We start from the raw sequence: 18,736 nt of genomic DNA on the forward strand, positions 1-18,736 counted from the left end.
AATGACTCTCTTTTTATACCCGGCGCTCTATGATGAAGCGGGCGAATTCTGCAAGTAACTGGCTATTGTATGGCAATTTTGCCAGCGCCGATAGTGCATCGGCCACCAGGTTATCGGCCGTTTGCTGTGCGCCTGCCAATCCCAGCAGTTTGGGAAAGGTGCTCTTGTTGGCGTTCAGATCCGAGCCTTGGGGCTTGCCCAGCTCTTCGGTGGTGGCGGTAATGTCGAGAATATCGTCCTGCACCTGGAAGGCAAGACCTATGGCATCGGCATAGCTGCGCAGGGCGGCTTTTTCCGACTCAGGCGCCTTGGCGGCAATCAGCGCCAGCTCGGCGGCGCAGCGGATAAGGGCACCGGTTTTGAGGTTGTGCAAGCGGGTCAGTTGGGCCAAATCTATGCTTTGGCCGGTGGCGGCAAGATCGATAGCCTGGCCGCCACACATGCCGGCATAACCTGAGGCTTGGGCCAGTGCCTTGACCATTTGCAGCCTTTGCTGGGCATCCAGCTCGGCGTCTGCGGTGCTGATAATGTCGAAGGCCAGGGTTTGCAGCGCATCCCCGGCAAGAATGGCGGTGGCCTCATCGAAGGCGATATGTACCGTTGGCTGACCGCGGCGCAGGCAGTCGTTGTCCATGGCGGGCAAGTCGTCATGGATTAGCGAATAGGCGTGGATACATTCTATGGCGGCGGCGCAGGGGTCGAGCTGCTGCTTATCGACCCCCAGCAGTTCTCCCACGGCATACACCAGGAAGGGACGGATACGTTTGCCGCCGAGGAGGGCGCCGTGGCGCATGGCCTGCTTCAGGCGCGGTGCGCCGTCGTCCAGTTGATCAATTTCCCGGGCGAGAATGGCATCAACCCGGGCTTGGCATAGTGCCAGACTGTGTTTGAGCACTTATTCACCCTCGGGCAGGAAGTCTGCCAGGGGCGCATCCGGCTCCTGCTTGAGCAGTATGGCGACCTTTTGCTCCGCCTGTTCCAGCTTGGCCTGGCTGGCGCGCACCAGTCCTATGCCGCGCTCGAATTGCTTGAGGGCATCATCGAGGGACACATCCCCCTGTTCCAACTCGCTCACTATGCGTTCGAGCTCAAGCAGGGACTCTTCAAAGGTTAAGCTGTCGGGTTTTTTGGCCACTGTCACACTTCCTGAAAATTTAGCCGACACAAGGTATCTCAGGAGCCCACCAGGGTCAAATTCAGGCGGGCAAAATTTGCCTCGCTGCACGCTTTGTTGCTGAATTTTTGTTGAAAAAAATAAAATGACACTAAACTTGCCCAAGTTCGGTCCGATAACTGAGAATAGCAAATGACTGACGCGCCCTTGTCCAGACCCCGGGAGAACCGGTATAAGGGTTTCAGACAGATTTGGACATCTCTTTTCGTCCTTGGCGACACCATTGAGGAGCAACTGTGGATTTAGCAACCCTGATAGGCTTGTTGGGCGGCTTTGCATTTATCATCATGGCCATGGTCAGCAGCGGCGGTCTGGCTATCTTCGTCGATGTGCCTTCCGTGCTTATCGTATTTGGCGGCTCGCTGTTTGTGGTGATGATGAAATTCAACCTCAAGCAATTCCTCGGTGCAGTGAAGATTGCCGCCAAGGCCTTTATGTTCAAGCTGGAAAAGCCCGAAGAGCTGATTGAGCAGTCGGTGTCCATGGCCGATGCGGCCCGTAAGGGTGGCTTTCTGGCTCTGGAAGAGGCGCAAATCTCCAACAGTTTTATGCAAAAGGCCGTTGACATGTTGGTTGACGGCCACGACGGTGACGTGGTGCGTGAGGCCCTGGAAAAGGACATTGCCCTCACAGAGGAGCGCCATCGTACCGGTATCAGTATTTTCAAGGCCTTCGGTGACGTGGCTCCGGCCATGGGTATGATAGGTACCCTGGTGGGTCTGGTGGCCATGTTGTCCAACATGGATGACCCCAAGTCCATCGGCCCCTCCATGGCGGTGGCTCTGTTGACCACACTCTACGGCGCTGTGATTGCCAACATGGTGGCCATCCCCATTGCCGACAAGCTGGCGCTGCGGATGGGCGAGGAAATGCTTAACCGTAACCTGATTATGGATGCCGTGTTGGCAATTCAGGACGGCCAGAACCCCAGGGTGATCGAAGGCTTCCTCAAGAACTATCTGTCCGAAAAACAGCGGAAGATAGACACCACGGACGGGGAGTAATCCCATGGCCAAGGACAAGTGTAACTGTCCGCCGCCGGGGGCGCCGGCTTGGCTGGCGACCTTTGCCGATCTGATGTCACTGCTGATGTGCTTCTTTGTGTTGCTGCTGGCCTTCTCCGAAATGGACGTGATGAAGTTCAAGCAGATTGCCGGCTCCATGAAGTACGCTTTCGGGGTGCAAAACAAGGTGGAAGTGAAGGACATACCCAAGGGCACCTCGGTGATCGCCCTGGAATTCCGACCCGGCAAGCCCGAACCTACGCCCATCGAAATCATCAACCAGCAGACCAACGAGATGACAGAGCCGATCCTCGACTTCCAGGAAGGGGACTCGGATCGCGCCGGTGGTGTGCAGCAGCAACAGGGTGAGCAGCGCGGCGGCGAAGCCTCGGCCACGGCCCAGGAAACCGCTGAAGCCAAGAAGTCCGAGGCCGCCTCGGCCCAGGACAAGATCAACCAGGAAGTGAAGAAAATGGCCCAGGAGCTCAATGAGCAGATAGTGGACGGCGCCATTGAAATCGAATCCCTGGGGCAACAGATCATTATCCGTATTCGCGAGAAGGGCGCCTTCGGCTCGGGCTCGGGCTTTTTGCAACCCAGGTTCAAGCCGGTGATCCGCGCCGTGGGCAACCTGCTCAAGGATGTGCCCGGCATTATCACAGTCTCGGGTCACACCGACGACATGCAGATAAGCAACGAGCTCTACAGCTCCAACTGGGACCTGTCCTCCAAGCGCGCCGTGGCCGTGGCCCACGAGCTTATCAAGGTCAAGGGCTTTGATGCCTCCAGGATGAAGGTGGTGGGCATGGCCTCCACTGCGCCCCTGGTGCCCAACGATTCCGCCGGGAACCGCGCCCGCAACCGCCGGGTGGAAATCGCCATAGAGCAGGGCAAGGCCAAGGAATCCGACGAGATCCAGGTCGGCAAATAACCTCCCCGGCAATAGCAGACGAGGCCCTGACATTTCAGGGCCTCTGTTTTTACCCGCCGGCCCTGCCCGTCATACTGCAATAAAAGCTCTGCTCTCATCCCCGTGCTTTGTTATAATCGGCAAATTGCTGTTTTTAAATTGTCCTGCGGAAATCCAATGAAGTTTATCGTCAAGCTGTACCCCGAAATCATGATGAAGAGCAAACCGGTAAGAATGCGCTTTACCAAAATGCTCGAGTCCAACATACGCAATGTGCTGAAAAAGATCGATGAAGATGCCAAGGTGCAGCGCCAGTGGGACAGGATCATGGTGATGGTGCCCAAGGACAAGCCGGAGCTGGAATCCGTGTTTGCCGAGCGTCTGGCCTGCATTCCCGGCATCGCCAACGTGGTGCAGGTGGCCGAGTACAGCTTCACCACCATGGATGACATCTATCAGCACGCGCTCAAGGTGTATCGCGATGTGCTCAAAGACAAAACCTTCTGCGTCCGGGTCAAGCGCTCCGGTCAGCACGACTTCAACTCCATCGAGGTGGAGCGCTACGTGGGCGGTGGCCTGAACCAGTTCACCGAGGCCAAGGGCGTTAAGCTCAAAGACCCTGATATTACGGTGAACCTGGAAATCGATCGCGACAAGCTGTACATGGTCAACCGCCGTATCGAAGGTTTGGGTGGCTTCCCCATGGCGACCCAGGAAGACGTACTGTCGCTGATCTCCGGCGGTTTCGACTCGGGTGTGGCCAGCTTCCAGTTCATCAAAAAGGGCGCCCGTACCCATTACTGTTTCTTTAACTTGGGCGGCGCCCAGCACGAGATTGGCGTTAAGCAGGTGGCCTACCACCTGTGGAAGACCTACAGCGAATCACACAAGGTCAAGTTTATCAGCGTGCCCTTCGATCCCGTGGTGACCGAGATCCTGGAGCGTATCGACAAGGGCCTGATGGGGGTGATCCTCAAGCGTATGATGATGCGCGCCGCCACCCGGGTGGCCGACCGTATGGGCGTGCAGGCGCTGGTAACAGGTGAGAGCCTGGGCCAGGTATCGAGCCAGACCCTCACCAACCTGAACGTGATTGACCGCTGTACCGACTTGTTGATCCTCAGGCCGCTTATCACCATGGACAAGCAGGACATTATCAACGAAGCCCGCCGTATCGGCACCGAGGACTTTGCCGCCTCCATGCCCGAGTATTGCGGCGTGATCTCCCAGCGCCCCACGGTCAAGGCCGTGCTGTCCAAGGTGGAAGAGGAGGAACTGAAGTTCTCTGCCGATCTGCTGGACAGGGTGATTGCCGATGCCAAGGCCATCGACATACGCGAGATTGCCGCCACCATGGATGCCCAGGTAGCCGAAACCGAAACGGTACAAGCCGTCAGTGGCAACGAGATAGTGGTGGATATCCGCGCCCCCGAGGAAGAGGAAAACAAACCGCTGGAGCTCGATGGCGTGGAAGTGAAGCATATTCCCTTCTTCAAGCTGGCCACCGCCTTTGCCGATCTCGATCGCAGCAAAACCTATCTGCTGTACTGCGAGCGCGGGGTGATGAGCAAGCTGCAGGCCCTCTATCTGCAGGAGCAGGGCTTTACCAATATCAAGGTATATCGTCCCTGATATGGGCCCGTAGCCGGGCCATTCACAGCTCAGGGCCTGGCCCTGAGCAATAAAAAAGCCGCTATAAGCGGCTTTTTTATTGGCTTGGGTTTATCGCTTGTGCTTACTGCCTGGGACCCGAACCTTATTCGGCCTTGGCCAGCTGCGGTGCTTCTTCGCTGTCGGCTTCACCGGCAATCAGCATGGCACCCATGTCCTGTTGCAGTTGCAGTTGCAGTTCATCGAAGGAGCGCTCCAGATCGGCGCTGATACTGGCCTGCAGTTCGGCGGTATCAAAGGTTGCTACTGGTTGTTCATCGGCGGCAAAGGCCATATGACTGAGACTGGCGGCAAGGCCGAGGGCAAGGATAGATTTGAAGTATTTCATGGGACGCCTCCGGGCGAATTTTTCGCTTTGTCAGGCAGTCCCTTCACGTCATTTGAGATTGCCCAACCTCATGTTTTCTTGATGCAAAATTTATCCAAAAGGGCTTCCATTAACAAACGATAAAATGTAACAATCAGGATTAGAAAAACTAATCAAAAAACGAGAGCTATATCACCATGTCGAGAAGGCTTCCCCCCCTCAACGCGGTCAAGGCATTCGAGGCCGCCGCCCGCCATCTGAGCTTCACCCGCGCGGCGGAAGAACTGTTTGTGACCCAGGCCGCGGTCAGCCATCAGATCAAGGCCCTTGAGGACTTTCTGGGATTAAAATTATTTCGCCGCAAGAACCGCTCTTTGCTGCTCACCGAAGAGGGTCAGAGCTACTTTCTCGACATCAAGGATATCTTCACCGATCTGGCCGACGCCACCGACAGGTTGCTGGCACGCAGTGCCATTGGTTCGTTGACGGTCAGCATGTCGCCCAGCTTTGCCATCCAGTGGTTGGTGCCACGGCTGGCCAAGTTCAGCGAAAAGAACCCCGAAATTGACGTGCGCATCAAGGCGGTGGACAGCGAGGTCAGCTCGCTCACCGACGATGTGGACGTGGCCATCTACTATGGTCAGGGCAACTGGCCTGGACTGCGGGCCGATAAGCTGCGCAACGAGGTGCTGATCCCCGTGTGTTCGCCCTTGTTGCTGCACGGCCCCAAACCGCTGGAAAAGCCGTCCGATCTCAAGCATCACACCCTGCTGCACGACATGAGCCGCCACGATTGGCAGGCCTGGTTCCGCCAGTGCGGCGTGACAGATGTTAACGTCAACCAGGGCCCTATCTTCAGCCATTCCTCCCTGGTGCTGCAGGCCGCGGCCCACGGTCAGGGTGTGGCCCTGGGCTACAGTGTGCTGGCAAGGCCCGACATTAAGGCCGGGCGCTTGGTGGTGCCCTTCCAGGAAGTGCTGGTGAGTAAGGATGCCTATTACCTGGTGTGCCACCAGAACCACGCCGAGCTCGGCAAGATAGTCGCCTTCCGCGAATGGATGCTGGACATGTTTGCCGAGGAGTCACGCAGTGAACTCTTGCCTGGATAAAAGCGCCGCGTTGCCGGACTGGATGCGACTCGACGCGTCCGCTGATGGTTTGCAAGGTGGGCACGACACTTTAGTGATCTTCGCCCACGGTGCCGGCGCCGATATGGACTCGGATTTTATGGCGGACATGGCCAAGGGCTTGGCCCAGCGCGGCGTGCCCGTGCTGAGGTTTAATTTTCCCTATATGCAAAAGCGCCGCCTGGATGGCACACGCCGGCCGCCGGACCGGGCGCCTAAGCTGCTGGACTGCTTTGCCGAGGTACTGGAGCAGGCCAGCGCGCGCTTCAAGCCCAAGCGGGTGTTTTTGCTTGGCAAGTCCATGGGCGGGCGGATGGCGACGCTGTTTGCTGCAAGAGCAGTTGCTGCCAGTCCCGTTGCTGCCAGCTCTAAAGCCAGCCCTGAAGCCAGCTCTGCACAGGCGCCAATTGCCGGCGTCATCTGTCTTGGCTATCCCTTTTTACCGCCCAAGGGCAAGGAGGTGCGCCTCGCCCCTGTGTTAGATTGCCCAGTGCCGCTGCTGATAGTGCAAGGGGAGCGTGACAGCTTTGGTACCCGGGAGCAGGTGTTGGCGTGGCAGTTGCCGGAAAAAGTGGGCCTGTGCTGGATCCCCGATGGCGATCACAGCCTCAAGCCACGCAAGGCCTCGGGTCACAGCCTCGAAGGCAATCTGGCCCTGGCCGTGGATGCCTGCATGGCCTTTATTGGAGCTGGGCATGAACAAAGAGCTGAACAAAGAGCTGAATAAAGAAATGAATAAAGAAATGAATAAAGAGATGAACAGCGGCATGAATAGAGGCTTGTTTTTGCTGGCCTGCGTCAGCGGTTTTCTTGCGGTGGCCTTTGGTGCCTTCGGCTCCCATGGCCTCAAACAGTTGGTCTCGGCCGAGATGCTCGGCGTGTTTCACCTGGCGGTGGAGTACCAGTTCTACCACACCTTTGCCCTGATTGCGGTGGCGCTGGCCAGACCCTGGGTGGATTCGCCCCTGCTCAACTGGGCGGCGCGGCTGTTTATCGCCGGCATGCTGCTGTTCTGCGGCTCCCTTTATGCTCTGGTGCTCACCGGCCATAAATGGCTCGGGCCCATCACCCCGCTGGGTGGCCTGTGCCTGCTGGCCGGTTGGTTGCTGCTGGCGGCGGGTGTGTGGCGCAGCCGCGGCGCACAATAGCACGCCCTGTGGTATACTCGGCGCCAATTTCTGTTTGTCGGCAAGCACCCTTGCCACACTGCCTGTTATAGGTCTGATATTCAATGAAAAACCTGTTTTTATTCTGCCGCGCCGGTTATGAAAAAGATTGCGCGGCCGAGATCCAGCAACGGGCCGGAATGCTCAATGTCGGTGGCTTCGTCAAGGCCAACAACAACGATGCCTTTGTGGTCTATCAGTGTTTCGATGCCGAGGGCGCCGAACTGCTGGCGCGGGAACTGCTGCTGGACACCCTGATCTTTGCCCGGCAGATGTTTGTCTGCGGCGACCTTATCCGTGATCTGCCGAGCGACGACAGGGTCAGTCCCCTGGTGGCGGCGCTGGAAGGCGTCAGCCGCGGCGGCGAGCTCAGGGTCGAAACCCCGGACACCAACGAGGCCAAGGAACTGTCGGCCTTTTGCCGCAAGTTCACCGTGCCCCTGCGCCAGGCCCTGAAAAAATCCGGCACCCTGCTGGACAAGGAAAACGCCCGCCGTCCCATAGTGCACGTGTGTTTTGTGGCCCCGGGGCAGGCCTATGCCGGTTACTCGCTGTCGAACAACAGCTCACCCCATTTCGGTGGCATCCCCAGGCTAAAGTTCCCCGCCGATGCCCCCAGCCGCTCAACCCTGAAGCTCGATGAAGCCTTTATCCACTTCATTCCCAAGGAAGAGCAGGAAACCAGGCTGCGCAGCGGCATGAATGCCGTCGATCTCGGTGCCTGCCCCGGCGGCTGGACCTATCAGCTGGTGCGCCGCGGCATGTTTGTCGCCGCCGTGGACAACGGCCCCATGAACGACAAGCTGATGGAAACGGGCCAGGTCACCCACCATATGGCCGACGGCTTCCGCTTCGAACCGGCACGCAAGAATGTCTACTGGTTGGTGTGCGACATGGTGGAAAAGCCCGCCCGCGTCGCCGAGCTGATGGAAGCCTGGGCCATCAATGGCTGGTTCAAGGAAGCCATCTTCAACCTCAAGCTGCCAATGAAAAGCCGTTACAAGGAAGTGGCCACCATATTGGAAAACATGGCGGCTATTCTGAAGGAAAACGGCGTCGCCGATTTCCAGATGCGCTGCAAACACCTGTACCACGACAGGGATGAGGTGACGGTCCACCTGTGGTTGCGACCGAATTCACCTTGGAACTGATACAAAAGGCGCCTTAGGGCGCCTTTTTAATGTCCGGAGGGGAGCTGACTTATCCCCAAAACATTTTAGCTGCTATTGCTTTATGCCAAGTGTTGAAGCCAATTTTTCGGCATCAATATGTTTTTCAAGGCCATTAAGCGCTTGCGCGACATTCGGATTGGCAAACAGTTCTTGACCGGCGACTTGGCCAAATACGGAGAACCCTTGTTGAATTGCAAGAGGACCTTCGTATTGAATGGCTTTTTTTGCCTGAGTAAGACAGGTTTGCGTCATGAGCTTAAAAATCATCTCAGCGGCGGCTTTGTCAGAGGCTTCACGCTGCTCCGGGGTGATTGAAGCCATGGAGGCTACATCCGGGTGTAATGCCATAGAAGTAAACATCCACTTAACGAGAGTGCTTTTATCTTTTGAAGTGGATGATTCGACCAAACAGCGAGAAAGGTCGTCCGAATATACCCCAGCTTGAGAAACGCCAGAGAAGGAAAGGGCGGCTACAAAAATTAATCTATAGAAATTGGTATTCAATGAAAGATCCTTAGTTTGTTGATATAACGCCGTCAACAGTGGCCGAGCGTAGCGAGGTCCTGCTAGCTTTGTTGGCGATGCAGATTGACCTTTCTATGTTTCGAATGACAAGTAAATTAAATAGCATATAGATACAACTGCTGACAAGCCGAACAAAAATAATACTTTTTGCTTTTTAGCATATTGCTCTTCATAGACAATTGTTCGCTTAAAGTAGAAAGCCAAAAAAGAAAAGAGAATTGCAGTTATAAGAGACGTTGCTAACAAAGCCAATACCAGTGCACCATTTTCTTTGGTAAAGAGCAGTGATGATAAATAAAAAGTAACGAACGGGAAAAAAACTACATTTAAAGGAGAAAAGCGCATCCAAAGAGAAAAACTAAATTTGTAATCGCATTCAAGACAGACTGAAGGCGAAAATGTGTATAGCTCGCTCTCAGTAATATTCACCGATTTACATTTGGGACATTTGCTTTTAAACATATCCATTATTCTGATAACTCCTATAGAGACATAACATTTATATCGTACACATGCGCGAGACTTTTGCTTGTTTGCTGTGTCTTTTTATCAAAACTCAAATACGACTGTATAAAAGCACTGTGTGAGTAGCATGGATACCGCACGGGCTGAAGTGATTCCCTTCGTCCCTGAAATTCTTTTTATCTATTTTAATCAGCATCTTGTCAGAGAATGACACACTTAGGCAAGCGGTATAACTATGTGCGTTTGGCTTTTATAGATAAGGACACGCAATTGCAGAGGGAACGCCCAAAATTGGCACTGCCGGACCAGTGACCGTCCGAGCCATGGATGGCGAGGGGAGGCTATAGGGACATATTCACGCAGTGTCACGGGTGTGGCAGTGCGAAAGCCCACTGCAAGTGATTAATTGCATCTAATGCTGGATGTCAGGGCAAAGCACAAGATAGCCGCTGTGCCAGCGGCAAAAAGTCGTGGGCCTCCAGCCCACCCCCGGCCAAAAGGGGCTCAACAGCAAGCCCCTCTTGGATCACCCTGCCGCCCCCAACCGGAGCCGACAGCTCCTCGGGTTTATGGGCGAAACGGCCAACGCGACAGACTCGCATCCATGCTCGACTGTCGCTACCTCGGCGTCCTTGCCTCGGTTGTTGCCGTTTCTTGCCCAACACCCTCGGCGGCTCCGAAGGGGGGATTGGTGCGACAGTCCAGCAGTTGAGTGGAGTTCGGCAACCTTAAAGCTTCTGTTGAAGCCAGAGGGGAACGCCTTGAATTGGCACGAAGACATCATTGGAATCGGCGAGACTGCACATAGAAGGGGCGTACAGAATCAGACCCCAAGACTACGCTTGTTAGATTGGCACTGTGCTCTGAAAGGACGCTCTTTGCGTCATCAACTGGAACCAGTCGTTTAGGGCGCTGTATTTTTCGAACTCAATGAAACCCAGCCTTCTTTTGGCTAAATCAAGGCCGCAGGCAACGGCTATGCTGCCCAAAGACAATTCGTGGCTCAGTTTATGTGAATGCTCATTAAGATATTCGACACATCGAATAGCGCGTTGCTGTTCTACTGCCAACAAGTGTTCTGAGATGAGTTCAGGCTGGCGCCGCGCCTCTCGGATCCAAACGGCAATACTTTCCAGGAAACCAATGCAAAAGCCTTCGAACGCCAGCGCTTGCGAATTATCGCTACTGGCTGTCAACTTGGTATTGGGAGAAACCGATTCCAGCATGGCGACCACAATGCGTGTGTCTAAAAATAATTCGCCGTTCATCTGCAATGCCGGGACTTTTCCTAGCGGCCCATATTTCAGCAGCTCACTGTTTGGGTCTCTTACCGTGACAAACTCGATTTTCACGTCTTCTGACAGGCCTAATTCCTGTATTGCAATTCTTGCTACCCGGGAAAAAGGAGAGTTGTGGGTTGAGAAGAGTTTCATATCATCCTTAATTTAGTGGTATCAGCAGCGATTGAGTGAACGAGGTTCTGCGGCCAAATGCTTGTCTCACAGGACTTGCAGCCGCCATTTTGATCAATGTCTTGGTAAAGTTTGAGAGGTATTCATTGATAAAGGATTTCGCGATAAAAGATTCTGCGTAGTATGCCGAGCAAGACTGGAAGAGGCGAGCACGGCACAAGCGAAGATATATTTTTTCATAACAATTTGAATGCGTTAATCACGGGAAAATCACAGCTTCATTCTGCTGTGATTTTCCCGTGAGCTGGTTTTAGGCAAAAGTGCTGGCTTTCCGTTTGCTGATGTACGGAGCAAAAAACAGATAGAGTCCGGTTGCCAGCATGAAAAACAGCGGGGGCAGTGGCGAATATGTTACCCACAACGAGGGCTCTGTCGTATCTAAGGCTCTGGCTGCGAAGTTGGCTATCACGGTCAGGGTAAAAACGATGGACAACCAACGATGGCTTTGCCGGATCCAGTGATTCCAGTTCATGGCTAACTCCTTGATTGTGACTTTGACGATGTTTCAATCATCTTCCAGCCATTGCCTGACGGATCCCGAAAGCCGGCATCGACAGTCCCGTATCGTGCCGTTGGGGTCTGGGTAAATTCCACTCCGGATGCACTCATGTGTTCGTAAGCAGATTGGCAGTTATCCACCATCAACACCATAGGTGGCATGGCTCCTTTGGCGACTATTTCATGCAGGGTTTGCGCTGTTTTAACGTCATGCACCGGCGGGCCGGGTTTGATCAAACCGAGTTGGAAAGAAGGCTGCTTGGGATGCTGAACCGTGAGCCAACGATAGTCTCCATTACGAATATCGGTGTGGATCACGAATCCCAATTTCTCAACATAGAATGAAACGGCTTCATCCTGATCCCGCACATACAAGGCTGCCGTGTTTATACCTGTCATCATGTCACTTCCTTATCTTGATTGTGGACTTCCAGCTTAACGGCAGACTCGAGTCGGCGCTTCTCCGAAACTGCTATGTTGAGGTTTGGACGATCGATCGCGCGCATGACACATTCGGGCACTTCCTGTCGTGAATGTGGCGTCGAGCATTCACGAGCCCGAAATTCTCCGGGGCTCTCACCGGTTATATCGTTGAAAATTCTGCCGAAGGTACCAATGCTGTTCCAACCGGTTTGCAGGGCTATTTCTGTAATGGGCAGATCTGAGTCGCGCAGCAGCGCCGTGGCTCTTTCTATACGACGGCTGAGCAAGTACCTGTGTGGCGGTACGCCGAAGGCTTTTTTAAACTCCCGGGCAAAATGCGCCGGCGAAACGGCGCTGACCTCAGCCAGGCGTTTAATGGGCCAATCCTCCTGGGGGGCCGCGTCCATACGATCCTTAGAGCGCAACAGTCTGCGCAATAATTCGAAATTTTGACTCATGTTGTGCTTACCGCCCACAGCTGTAATCGAGAAAAGGTACGGTTATCGCAGCGAGCACCTTGATTCCCTTTTGAAGATCATTCGCGGTACTTTGAGTGATATCCCGGATTATCTTCAGGCCTCAATTTATTTGGGAAATTGATATCCGATTTAATATCCATGGCGATAGATTTCATGCGCTTATAAGTCTCATAAGGGAATGGAATTGCACGCATATCATTCGTAGTTGGCCCTCTCTCACAGAACTCGCCATTAAATACACGAATGGTGCCTACACCGAATATGTTCTCAAGTGGGTTTACATTACACTCCGCGTTTAATATGCAATCATAATCAACCGATTTGTAATCAATCCCCATAAAGCCGCTGCGAAAGATAATTCGTCTATTTGTTAAGGCATAATAAGTATTCGGATAGACAAAGTAACGGTAAATCATAGGCACAAAAAATATAAAAAAGAATATAATAAGAATAATTTGTGTACTTTCGTCCATCCCTGATAGTAAGAAACTGCACAATAACGCAGATACTGCAATTGCTAGTAAGTCATTAAAGTTTACGATAAACAAAGGGAAATAAGGTTTCTCCTGCCAAAGGATCTTTTCGTTATCGTATAAAATGTGTTTGAAAACACTGTCCATAGTCATATTCCTTAAAATCACGCGGATGCCGGCTATCTGGCATAAGTAGTGAAGCTTAGATTGTGCTTATTGCTTGAATTTGTTCGTTATAAGCTAATCAACATTTCACATCATTGGTGCATATAAAATAGTACGGCCACAGGCAGCTACTTGGTTAATCCGTTTCCAACCTGGCCATCAAAGGCATGGCTACCGCACGGGCTGAAGTGATTTGCTTCGTCCCAGAACTTCATTTTATCTCTTTGAATCAGCATCTTGGCAGAGGTTGCTGTAACTGGGCAAGCAAAAAGTGGAATCGTTTTTGTCTTTAGCCAAAGGTCACACATTTGCCGGAGTGGAACATCTTTGAACAAGCACTGCCGCACCAGTGACCATCGGCGACATGGTCGCTCTTTCGCATCTGACCTCCATGGAAGGGGGAAATGCCTGTTTTGTCAGGAACAAAACAGGCCATGTGATCGCGACATTCGACCATCCTTGGTCAGCAGATGTCGCCGGTGAGGCTCCAGGGAAGGATCTGCGCCGTGTCACGGGTGTGGCAGTGCGATAGGTCGCTCTTTCGCATCCATGCGGTCGCGACATTGGTGCATCCATGCACTGCACCCACTACAGGTGATTGGTTGCATCGAGAGGTTGATGCAAATGCCTGCATTAAAGATAGCCGCTGTGCCAGCGGCACAAAGTCGTGGGTTTCCAGCCGGGGGCGCCTAGCCCACCCCCGGCCAAAAGGGGCTCAACAGCAATAACAACGTCCCTGTTTAACAGCCAGCTCGCCAATCCCTGGCTCGCGCTCAGGAGCATGTTACTGCGTGACCTTCGCCCTCTTGGATCACCCTGCCGCCCCCAACCGGAGCCGAAAACCCCTCGGGTTTATGGGCGAAACGGCCAACGCGACAGACTCTCGGATTTACGTCCATGTAAATCCACCCCAGCTCGGCTCCCTGCCTCGCGTTCGTGAGCTTGCCGCTGCGCGACACTCTGTAGTGGTCAACAATTTCCGGACTGTAAGTTAGGTTGATTTTCTGCTCGCGCAGGGGGCAACCAAGCGTTGTAGCTGTGGGGCCGTCGCCGGTTGTAGTAGTCCATCAGGTAAAAACTGATATCTTTCATTGCTTCTCCCCTGGAGCTATATCCGGTCACGGGTACCCACTCGGTTTTCAAACTGCGGAACAAGCGCTCCATCGGTGCATTGTCCCAGCAGTTGCCGCGGCGACTCATGCTTTGGGTCATACGATAACGCCACAGATGTTGCCGAAACTGGCGGCTGGTGTATTGGCTGCCCTGATCGGAGTGGAACATTACACCCTGTGGTCGTCCCCGTTGTTCATACGCCATGGTCAGCGCTTTGGTTGCCAATGTCGCATCGGGTTTATCCGACAGCGCCCAGCCGACCACGCGACGCCGGTACAGGTCGAGCACGACCGCCAGATAGCACCAGCAACTGCCCGCCCAGATGTAGGTGATATCCCCACACCAGACGTGATTGGGGCCACTCACCTTGAACTGACGGCTCAGGCGATTTGGGATATCGAGTCGTTCAACCGTGGCCTGTCTGTAGGCGTGAGCTCCGGGCTGCTTGCTTATCAACTGGGCTTCCTGCATCAATCTTCTGATCTTGAAGCGACCGATACGATACCCCAGCTCCCGCATCATCCGGACCAGGGTACGGCTGCCGGCAGCACCGCGGCTGAGCCGGAACAGCCGCTTGATGTCGCTGCGCAGCGCCATGCGCTCAGGGTCAGGGCCTTGTTGCCGTTGCCTGTATTCGTAGTAACTGGATAGAGCGATATCGAACACTGAACAGACCAATTCGACTGCACCATGCTCCCTCAACTGGTCTATCAGCGCGTACGTTCGAGTTCGTCCGACATTAAGAGAGCTGTGGCCTTTTTTAAAATTGCCTTTTCTCGCTCAAGGCGGTTAATCCGGGCCTCCAATTCCTGAATTTTCTGCTGCTCCGGTGTCAGCGCTTTGGAACTTGGCGTCAGCCCGCCACGCTCCGCTCTCAACTGCTCAACCCAGCGGCGCATGGCGGTTTCACCCACATCAACTGCACGGCAGGCTTCCGGAACTGAATAATTCTGGTCGAGTACCAGGCAAGCAGCCTCATGCTTGAACTCTGGCGAATAAGTACGACGATTTCTGGTCATTGAACACCTCTTTTAGTGTGGCAATTTTACCACCTTAATGGGTGTCCGGAATTATTAGACCACTACACTCACCCTGCTCGACCGAAGCAGCCTCGCTATCCCTACCTCGGCTACGCGCCCAAGCTCATCGTCCTCGGCGGCTCCGAAGGGGGGAATTGGCAGTGCAACAGTCCGGCTTTTGCTTTTCCATTCCGGAATGCGATGAACACTCCAATAGCTAGAGGGGAACGCCCTGAATTGGCACTGCCGCACCAGTGACCATCGGCGACAAGGATGTCGCCGGTGAGCCTCCATGGACGGACTCGTGGCGTGTCACGGGTGTGGCAGTGCGAAAGCCCACTGCAAGTGATTAATTGCATCTAATGCTGGATGTCAGGACAAAGCACAAGATAGCCGCTGTGCCAGCGGCACAAAGTCGTGGGCCTCCAGCCGGGGGCGCCTAGCCCACCCCCGGCCAAAAGGGGCTCAACAGCAATAACAACGTCCCTGTTTAACAGCCAGCTCGCCAATCCCTGGCTCGCGCTCAGGAGCATGTTACTGCGTGACCTTCGCCCTCTTGGATCACCCTGCCGCCCCCAACCGGAGCCGACAGCTCCTCGGCTTTATGGGCGAAACGGCCAACGCGACAGACTCTCGGATTTACGTCCATGTAAATCCACCCCAGCTCGGCTCCATGCCTCGCGTTCGTGAGCTTGTCGCTGCGCGACACTCACCCTGCTCGAGTGTCGCTACCTCGGCTTCCTGCCTCGGTTGTTGCCGTTTCTTGCCCAACACCCTCGACTCTGGCTCCTGCTTCGTCCTAACTCCTGCATCCATGCAGTCGTCGGCGGCTCCGAAGGGGGGAATTGGCGATGCAACAGTCCGGCTTTTGCTTTTTCCATTCGGGAATACGATGAACACTCCAATAGCCAGAGGGGAACGCCCTGAATTGGCACTGCCGCACCAGTGACCGTCCGAACCATGGGCGCTCAATGACCAGGATGGAGGAAATGTCAGTTTTGTCAGTAACAAAACAGACGGAGCCAACCGTACTTTGGTGCATCTATGTACAGCACTTAGCGGATGGGAGCTGCGGCGTCGCTAGCGATGAAAAAAGGCGCCATTGGCGCCTTGGTGAGGTTCAGTTTCTGGGGAAATGACTCAGGGTCAGTTCGGCCACCTGCATCAGCTCTTCGGCTGTGGCGCCGTTGGTGGCCTGGATGGCCATGCCCTGCAGTACAGTGCCTATGTAGCGGGCGAGCACACCGGCATCAGTGCCTTTTGGCAGATCGCCATCCTGCTGGGCCTGCAACAAACGCTGATGCAGTGCCTCTTCGCCTTTGCGGCGGCGGCCCATCAAGGCTTCCTTGACCGATTGGCCCGACTCGCTGCAGGCCAGGGCGCCCTGGACCATAAGGCAGCCATTGGGATGATTTTTGTCAGCCAGACTGGTGGCCGACCCCATCAACATGTGGCGCACCACCTCATAGGCCGTTGGCTGCGCCAGGGCAGGGTAGAAGCAGGCGTCGGGGCGGTTTTCATACAGCTCAGTGGCCTTGAGAAACAGCTGTTCCTTGTTGCCGAAGGCGCAATAGAGACTGGGTTTGCTGATCCCCATGGCCTGGGTCAAATCCGTCAGCGAGGTGCCTTCGTAGCCCTTACGCCAGAAGAGTTCCAGCGCCTTGGCGAGGGCCTCTTCCATATCGAAGGCACGGGGTCGTCCCACACAGGGGCCGGGCCTGCTAGTGGCTTTGCTATCTGCTACCTGAGCTTCGTTCGCCTCAGCATCGCTTGCCTTGGCATCAAGTGTTTGGGCATCGACAGACATGGGCGTTCTCCTCAAATGGTGGCTTGCTACGACTTTTGGCTGTTGCGGATAGCTGGGCGCCTAGGATAAGGCCCGATGGGGACCCTGTCCAGCCTGTGAGTCCCCTGCCGCCGCAATCAATACCTGTGCGGGCTCCACTCCTTGCCCCTGAGCGACTCCTTGCCCCTGTGCATCTCAGAGCCCCAGCAATAGTTGGCGCCATGTTGCTGCTGTCTCACCTTACAGTGATTCAGTGTCAGTCTGACACAGGGGCTGAAATAATAATATACCGATTGGTAAAAAATACTTTGACTCCTGTGGCCGGATCTATATATTACCGATCGGTACAGATAATTTGTACCATTTGGTAGCAAATTTTTCTTCACCGGTTTGGAACCGGTGCACATGCAGAGAGGGGCATGCTATGAGCCATAAACTTCAACTTCGTTTTGCCGGGGTGGCACTGGCTGCCCTGTGGCTGCTCGCGGGATGCGGCCAGTCCCAGGCCGAGGGTGCTCAGGCACCCGTTGCGCCCTCTGTGGATGTGGCCCAGGTGCTGGAAGAGAGCATCACAGAATGGGACGAATTTACCGGACGTTTGCAGGCGCCTGAGCAGGTACTGCTGATCCCCAGGGTGTCGGGTTATCTGCAGGGAGTGCGTTTCCGTGAAGGTGCCCTGGTCAAGCAGGGTGAAGTGCTGTTCCAGATAGAGTCAGCGCCCTTTGAGGCCGAAGTTGCCAGGCTCAAGGCCGAACTGGCCAGTGCCGAAAGTGCCGAGGTGCTGGCCCGCAATGACTATGCCCGTGCCGAACAACTGTTTGCCAGCAAGGCGGTGTCAGCCGAATTGCTGGACGGGCGTCTGGCCCAGAAACGCCAGGCGGCAGCCAATGTGGCCTCGGTAAAAGCGGCGTTGGTGAGGGCGGAGTTGGACTTGTCCTACACCCAGGTGAAAGCGCCCATCAGCGGCCGGGTGTCCATCGCCAACGTGACAGCCGGCAACTATGTGTCCGCAGGTCAAACCGAGCTGACCCGACTGGTGTCCACCGACAACATGTATGCCTACTTCGACGTGGATGAACAGACCTACCTCAAGTACGCCGCCCTGTCCCGGGCCCGCCAGCTGCAGGATCCCCGCGCCGGAGGCAACCCGGTATTCATGTCGCTGGTGAACGAGACGGGCTTTGGCCACCAGGGCCAGATTGATTTCGTCGACAACAGCCTCAATGCCCAGACCGGCACCATTCGTGTCCGGGCCAGTTTCGACAACAGTGACGGTGCTTTGCTGCCGGGCCTGTTTGCCAAGGTGCGCCTGGCGGGCAGCAAGCGCTACCAGGGCATTTTGGTGGACGACAAGGCCATTGGCACTGACTTGGGCAGCAAGTATGTACTGCTGCTGGATGAGAACAACAGTCTGGTTTACCGCCAGGTGCAGCTGGGTGAGAAGGTGGCCGGGCTGCGCATTATCCGCAGTGGCCTGACTGCCGGCGATCGCATAGTGGTCAACGGCCTGCAAAGGGTCAGACCGACCATGCAGGTACAGCCAAACATGGTTGAGATGGCCGCCGAAGAGATTATTGAAAACCTGCGCCGCCAACAGGCGGGGCTGTTTGCCGACAGCCCTGAGCTCGCGAAAAGTTCTGGGCTCGCGAAAAGTTCTGAGCTGGCTAACAGCCCTGAGCTGGCGAAAAGCCTTGAGCAAGTAAACAACCCTGAGCTGGCCGGCAGCCTTGAGCCAGCGGTTAATCGCAAAACAGCCCTGAGCCCAACAGCCTTGAACAAGTAAACCG

Annotated in this window: 19 protein-coding genes; 8 read left to right on the forward strand and 11 right to left on the reverse strand. The window is 54.9% G+C overall.

Annotation, left to right across the window (positions count from 1 at the left end; all coding sequences use genetic code 11):
- Positions 1-13: 13 nt before the first annotated feature.
- Positions 14-895 carry a (2E,6E)-farnesyl diphosphate synthase gene (gene ispA, locus JYB84_RS04985; RefSeq protein WP_207322334.1) on the reverse strand — a complete coding sequence of 294 codons (882 nt, stop codon included), beginning with the start codon at positions 893-895 and terminating at the stop codon, positions 14-16.
- Entirely contained in the window at positions 896-1,135 is a 240-nt protein-coding gene (xseB, locus tag JYB84_RS04990) for an exodeoxyribonuclease VII small subunit (RefSeq protein WP_207322335.1), read from the reverse strand.
- Between the two features lie 275 nt (positions 1,136-1,410).
- On the opposite strand from xseB, the gene pomA reads away from it, so the two are divergent.
- The 3 genes from pomA to thiI all read left to right on the forward strand — a co-directional run bounded on the left by pomA (position 1,411) and on the right by thiI (position 4,720).
- Positions 1,411-2,178, forward strand: a complete 768-nt coding sequence (gene pomA, locus JYB84_RS04995) for a flagellar motor protein PomA (protein ID WP_207322336.1) — start codon at positions 1,411-1,413, stop codon at positions 2,176-2,178.
- Between the two features lie 4 nt (positions 2,179-2,182).
- Positions 2,183-3,109, forward strand: a complete 927-nt coding sequence (locus JYB84_RS05000) for a flagellar motor protein MotB (protein ID WP_207322337.1) — start codon at positions 2,183-2,185, stop codon at positions 3,107-3,109.
- A 156-nt stretch (positions 3,110-3,265) separates the two neighbouring features.
- Positions 3,266-4,720, forward strand: coding sequence for a tRNA uracil 4-sulfurtransferase ThiI (thiI, locus tag JYB84_RS05005; RefSeq protein WP_207322338.1), 1,455 nt, complete (start codon positions 3,266-3,268; stop codon positions 4,718-4,720).
- Positions 4,721-4,844: 124 nt separating this feature from the next.
- On the opposite strand, the gene JYB84_RS05010 is transcribed toward thiI, so the two are convergent.
- Entirely contained in the window at positions 4,845-5,087 is a 243-nt protein-coding gene (locus tag JYB84_RS05010; RefSeq protein WP_207322339.1) for a hypothetical protein, read from the reverse strand.
- 176 nt (positions 5,088-5,263) lie between these two features.
- Between JYB84_RS05010 and JYB84_RS05015 the strand changes: the two genes are divergently transcribed.
- The 4 genes from JYB84_RS05015 to rlmM all read left to right on the forward strand — a co-directional run bounded on the left by JYB84_RS05015 (position 5,264) and on the right by rlmM (position 8,510).
- On the forward strand, positions 5,264-6,175 hold the full coding sequence (locus JYB84_RS05015) for a transcriptional regulator GcvA (RefSeq protein WP_207322340.1): 912 nt from the start codon (positions 5,264-5,266) through the stop codon (positions 6,173-6,175).
- A gap of 22 nt (positions 6,176-6,197) precedes the next feature.
- A complete protein-coding gene (locus JYB84_RS05020; protein ID WP_207323106.1) occupies positions 6,198-6,920 on the forward strand; it encodes an alpha/beta fold hydrolase in 723 nt (240 codons plus the stop codon).
- Positions 6,921-6,960: 40 nt separating this feature from the next.
- Entirely contained in the window at positions 6,961-7,341 is a 381-nt protein-coding gene (locus JYB84_RS05025) for a DUF423 domain-containing protein (RefSeq protein WP_207323107.1), read from the forward strand.
- An 83-nt stretch (positions 7,342-7,424) separates the two neighbouring features.
- Positions 7,425-8,510 carry a 23S rRNA (cytidine(2498)-2'-O)-methyltransferase RlmM gene (rlmM, locus tag JYB84_RS05030; protein ID WP_207322341.1) on the forward strand — a complete coding sequence of 362 codons (1,086 nt, stop codon included), beginning with the start codon at positions 7,425-7,427 and terminating at the stop codon, positions 8,508-8,510.
- 72 nt (positions 8,511-8,582) lie between these two features.
- Here the strand turns inward: rlmM and JYB84_RS05035 are convergent, their stop codons facing one another.
- The 8 genes from JYB84_RS05035 to JYB84_RS05070 form a co-directional block, all read right to left on the reverse strand.
- A complete protein-coding gene (locus JYB84_RS05035) occupies positions 8,583-9,035 on the reverse strand; it encodes a hypothetical protein (RefSeq protein ID WP_207322342.1) in 453 nt (150 codons plus the stop codon).
- Between the two features lie 1,331 nt (positions 9,036-10,366).
- Positions 10,367-10,954 (reverse strand): glutathione S-transferase family protein, encoded by a 588-nt coding sequence (locus tag JYB84_RS05040; RefSeq protein ID WP_207322343.1) that lies wholly within the window; start codon positions 10,952-10,954, stop codon positions 10,367-10,369.
- Between the two features lie 289 nt (positions 10,955-11,243).
- Entirely contained in the window at positions 11,244-11,465 is a 222-nt protein-coding gene (locus JYB84_RS05045) for a hypothetical protein (protein WP_207322344.1), read from the reverse strand.
- Positions 11,466-11,467: 2 nt separating this feature from the next.
- Positions 11,468-11,893 carry a VOC family protein gene (locus JYB84_RS05050; protein ID WP_207322345.1) on the reverse strand — a complete coding sequence of 142 codons (426 nt, stop codon included), beginning with the start codon at positions 11,891-11,893 and terminating at the stop codon, positions 11,468-11,470.
- Positions 11,890-12,321, reverse strand: coding sequence for a helix-turn-helix transcriptional regulator (locus tag JYB84_RS05055; protein WP_207322346.1), 432 nt, complete (start codon positions 12,319-12,321; stop codon positions 11,890-11,892). Before JYB84_RS05055 ends, JYB84_RS05050 begins: the two co-directional genes overlap by 4 nt.
- A 128-nt stretch (positions 12,322-12,449) precedes the next feature.
- A complete protein-coding gene (locus JYB84_RS05060; RefSeq protein ID WP_207322347.1) occupies positions 12,450-13,013 on the reverse strand; it encodes a PH domain-containing protein in 564 nt (187 codons plus the stop codon).
- 987 nt (positions 13,014-14,000) lie between these two features.
- Positions 14,001-15,163 (reverse strand): IS3 family transposase gene (locus tag JYB84_RS05065; RefSeq protein ID WP_207320704.1). Its coding sequence is split into 2 segments (ribosomal slippage): positions 14,001-14,908 and positions 14,908-15,163, totalling 1,164 coding nucleotides; the frame shifts between segments, so codons are not numbered across the junction.
- A gap of 1,120 nt (positions 15,164-16,283) precedes the next feature.
- On the reverse strand, positions 16,284-16,844 hold the full coding sequence (locus JYB84_RS05070; protein WP_228289738.1) for a TetR/AcrR family transcriptional regulator: 561 nt from the start codon (positions 16,842-16,844) through the stop codon (positions 16,284-16,286).
- A 529-nt stretch (positions 16,845-17,373) separates the two neighbouring features.
- Between JYB84_RS05070 and JYB84_RS05075 the strand changes: the two genes are divergently transcribed.
- Positions 17,374-18,732 (forward strand): efflux RND transporter periplasmic adaptor subunit, encoded by a 1,359-nt coding sequence (locus JYB84_RS05075; RefSeq protein WP_207322349.1) that lies wholly within the window; start codon positions 17,374-17,376, stop codon positions 18,730-18,732.
- Positions 18,733-18,736 lie beyond the last annotated feature (4 nt).

Source organism: Shewanella cyperi, from assembly GCF_017354985.1.
Classification (GTDB): Bacteria; Pseudomonadota; Gammaproteobacteria; order Enterobacterales; family Shewanellaceae; genus Shewanella; species Shewanella cyperi.

Coding starts and splice junctions, on each gene's coding strand:
- JYB84_RS05015 (WP_207322340.1), top strand. CDS start 5,264: ATGTCGAGAAGGCTTCCCCCCCTCAACGCGGTCAAGGCATTCGAGGCC.
- JYB84_RS05060 (WP_207322347.1), bottom strand. CDS start 13,013: ATGGACAGTGTTTTCAAACACATTTTATACGATAACGAAAAGATCCTT.
- JYB84_RS05040 (WP_207322343.1), bottom strand. CDS start 10,954: ATGAAACTCTTCTCAACCCACAACTCTCCTTTTTCCCGGGTAGCAAGA.
- JYB84_RS05050 (WP_207322345.1), bottom strand. CDS start 11,893: ATGATGACAGGTATAAACACGGCAGCCTTGTATGTGCGGGATCAGGAT.
- JYB84_RS05070 (WP_228289738.1), bottom strand. CDS start 16,844: ATGGAAGAGGCCCTCGCCAAGGCGCTGGAACTCTTCTGGCGTAAGGGC.
- JYB84_RS05010 (WP_207322339.1), bottom strand. CDS start 5,087: ATGAAATACTTCAAATCTATCCTTGCCCTCGGCCTTGCCGCCAGTCTC.
- JYB84_RS05000 (WP_207322337.1), top strand. CDS start 2,183: ATGGCCAAGGACAAGTGTAACTGTCCGCCGCCGGGGGCGCCGGCTTGG.
- JYB84_RS05075 (WP_207322349.1), top strand. CDS start 17,374: ATGAGCCATAAACTTCAACTTCGTTTTGCCGGGGTGGCACTGGCTGCC.
- thiI (WP_207322338.1), top strand. CDS start 3,266: ATGAAGTTTATCGTCAAGCTGTACCCCGAAATCATGATGAAGAGCAAA.
- JYB84_RS05045 (WP_207322344.1), bottom strand. CDS start 11,465: ATGAACTGGAATCACTGGATCCGGCAAAGCCATCGTTGGTTGTCCATC.
- JYB84_RS05020 (WP_207323106.1), top strand. CDS start 6,198: ATGCGACTCGACGCGTCCGCTGATGGTTTGCAAGGTGGGCACGACACT.
- rlmM (WP_207322341.1), top strand. CDS start 7,425: ATGAAAAACCTGTTTTTATTCTGCCGCGCCGGTTATGAAAAAGATTGC.
- JYB84_RS05025 (WP_207323107.1), top strand. CDS start 6,961: ATGAATAGAGGCTTGTTTTTGCTGGCCTGCGTCAGCGGTTTTCTTGCG.
- JYB84_RS05055 (WP_207322346.1), bottom strand. CDS start 12,321: ATGGACGCGGCCCCCCAGGAGGATTGGCCCATTAAACGCCTGGCTGAG.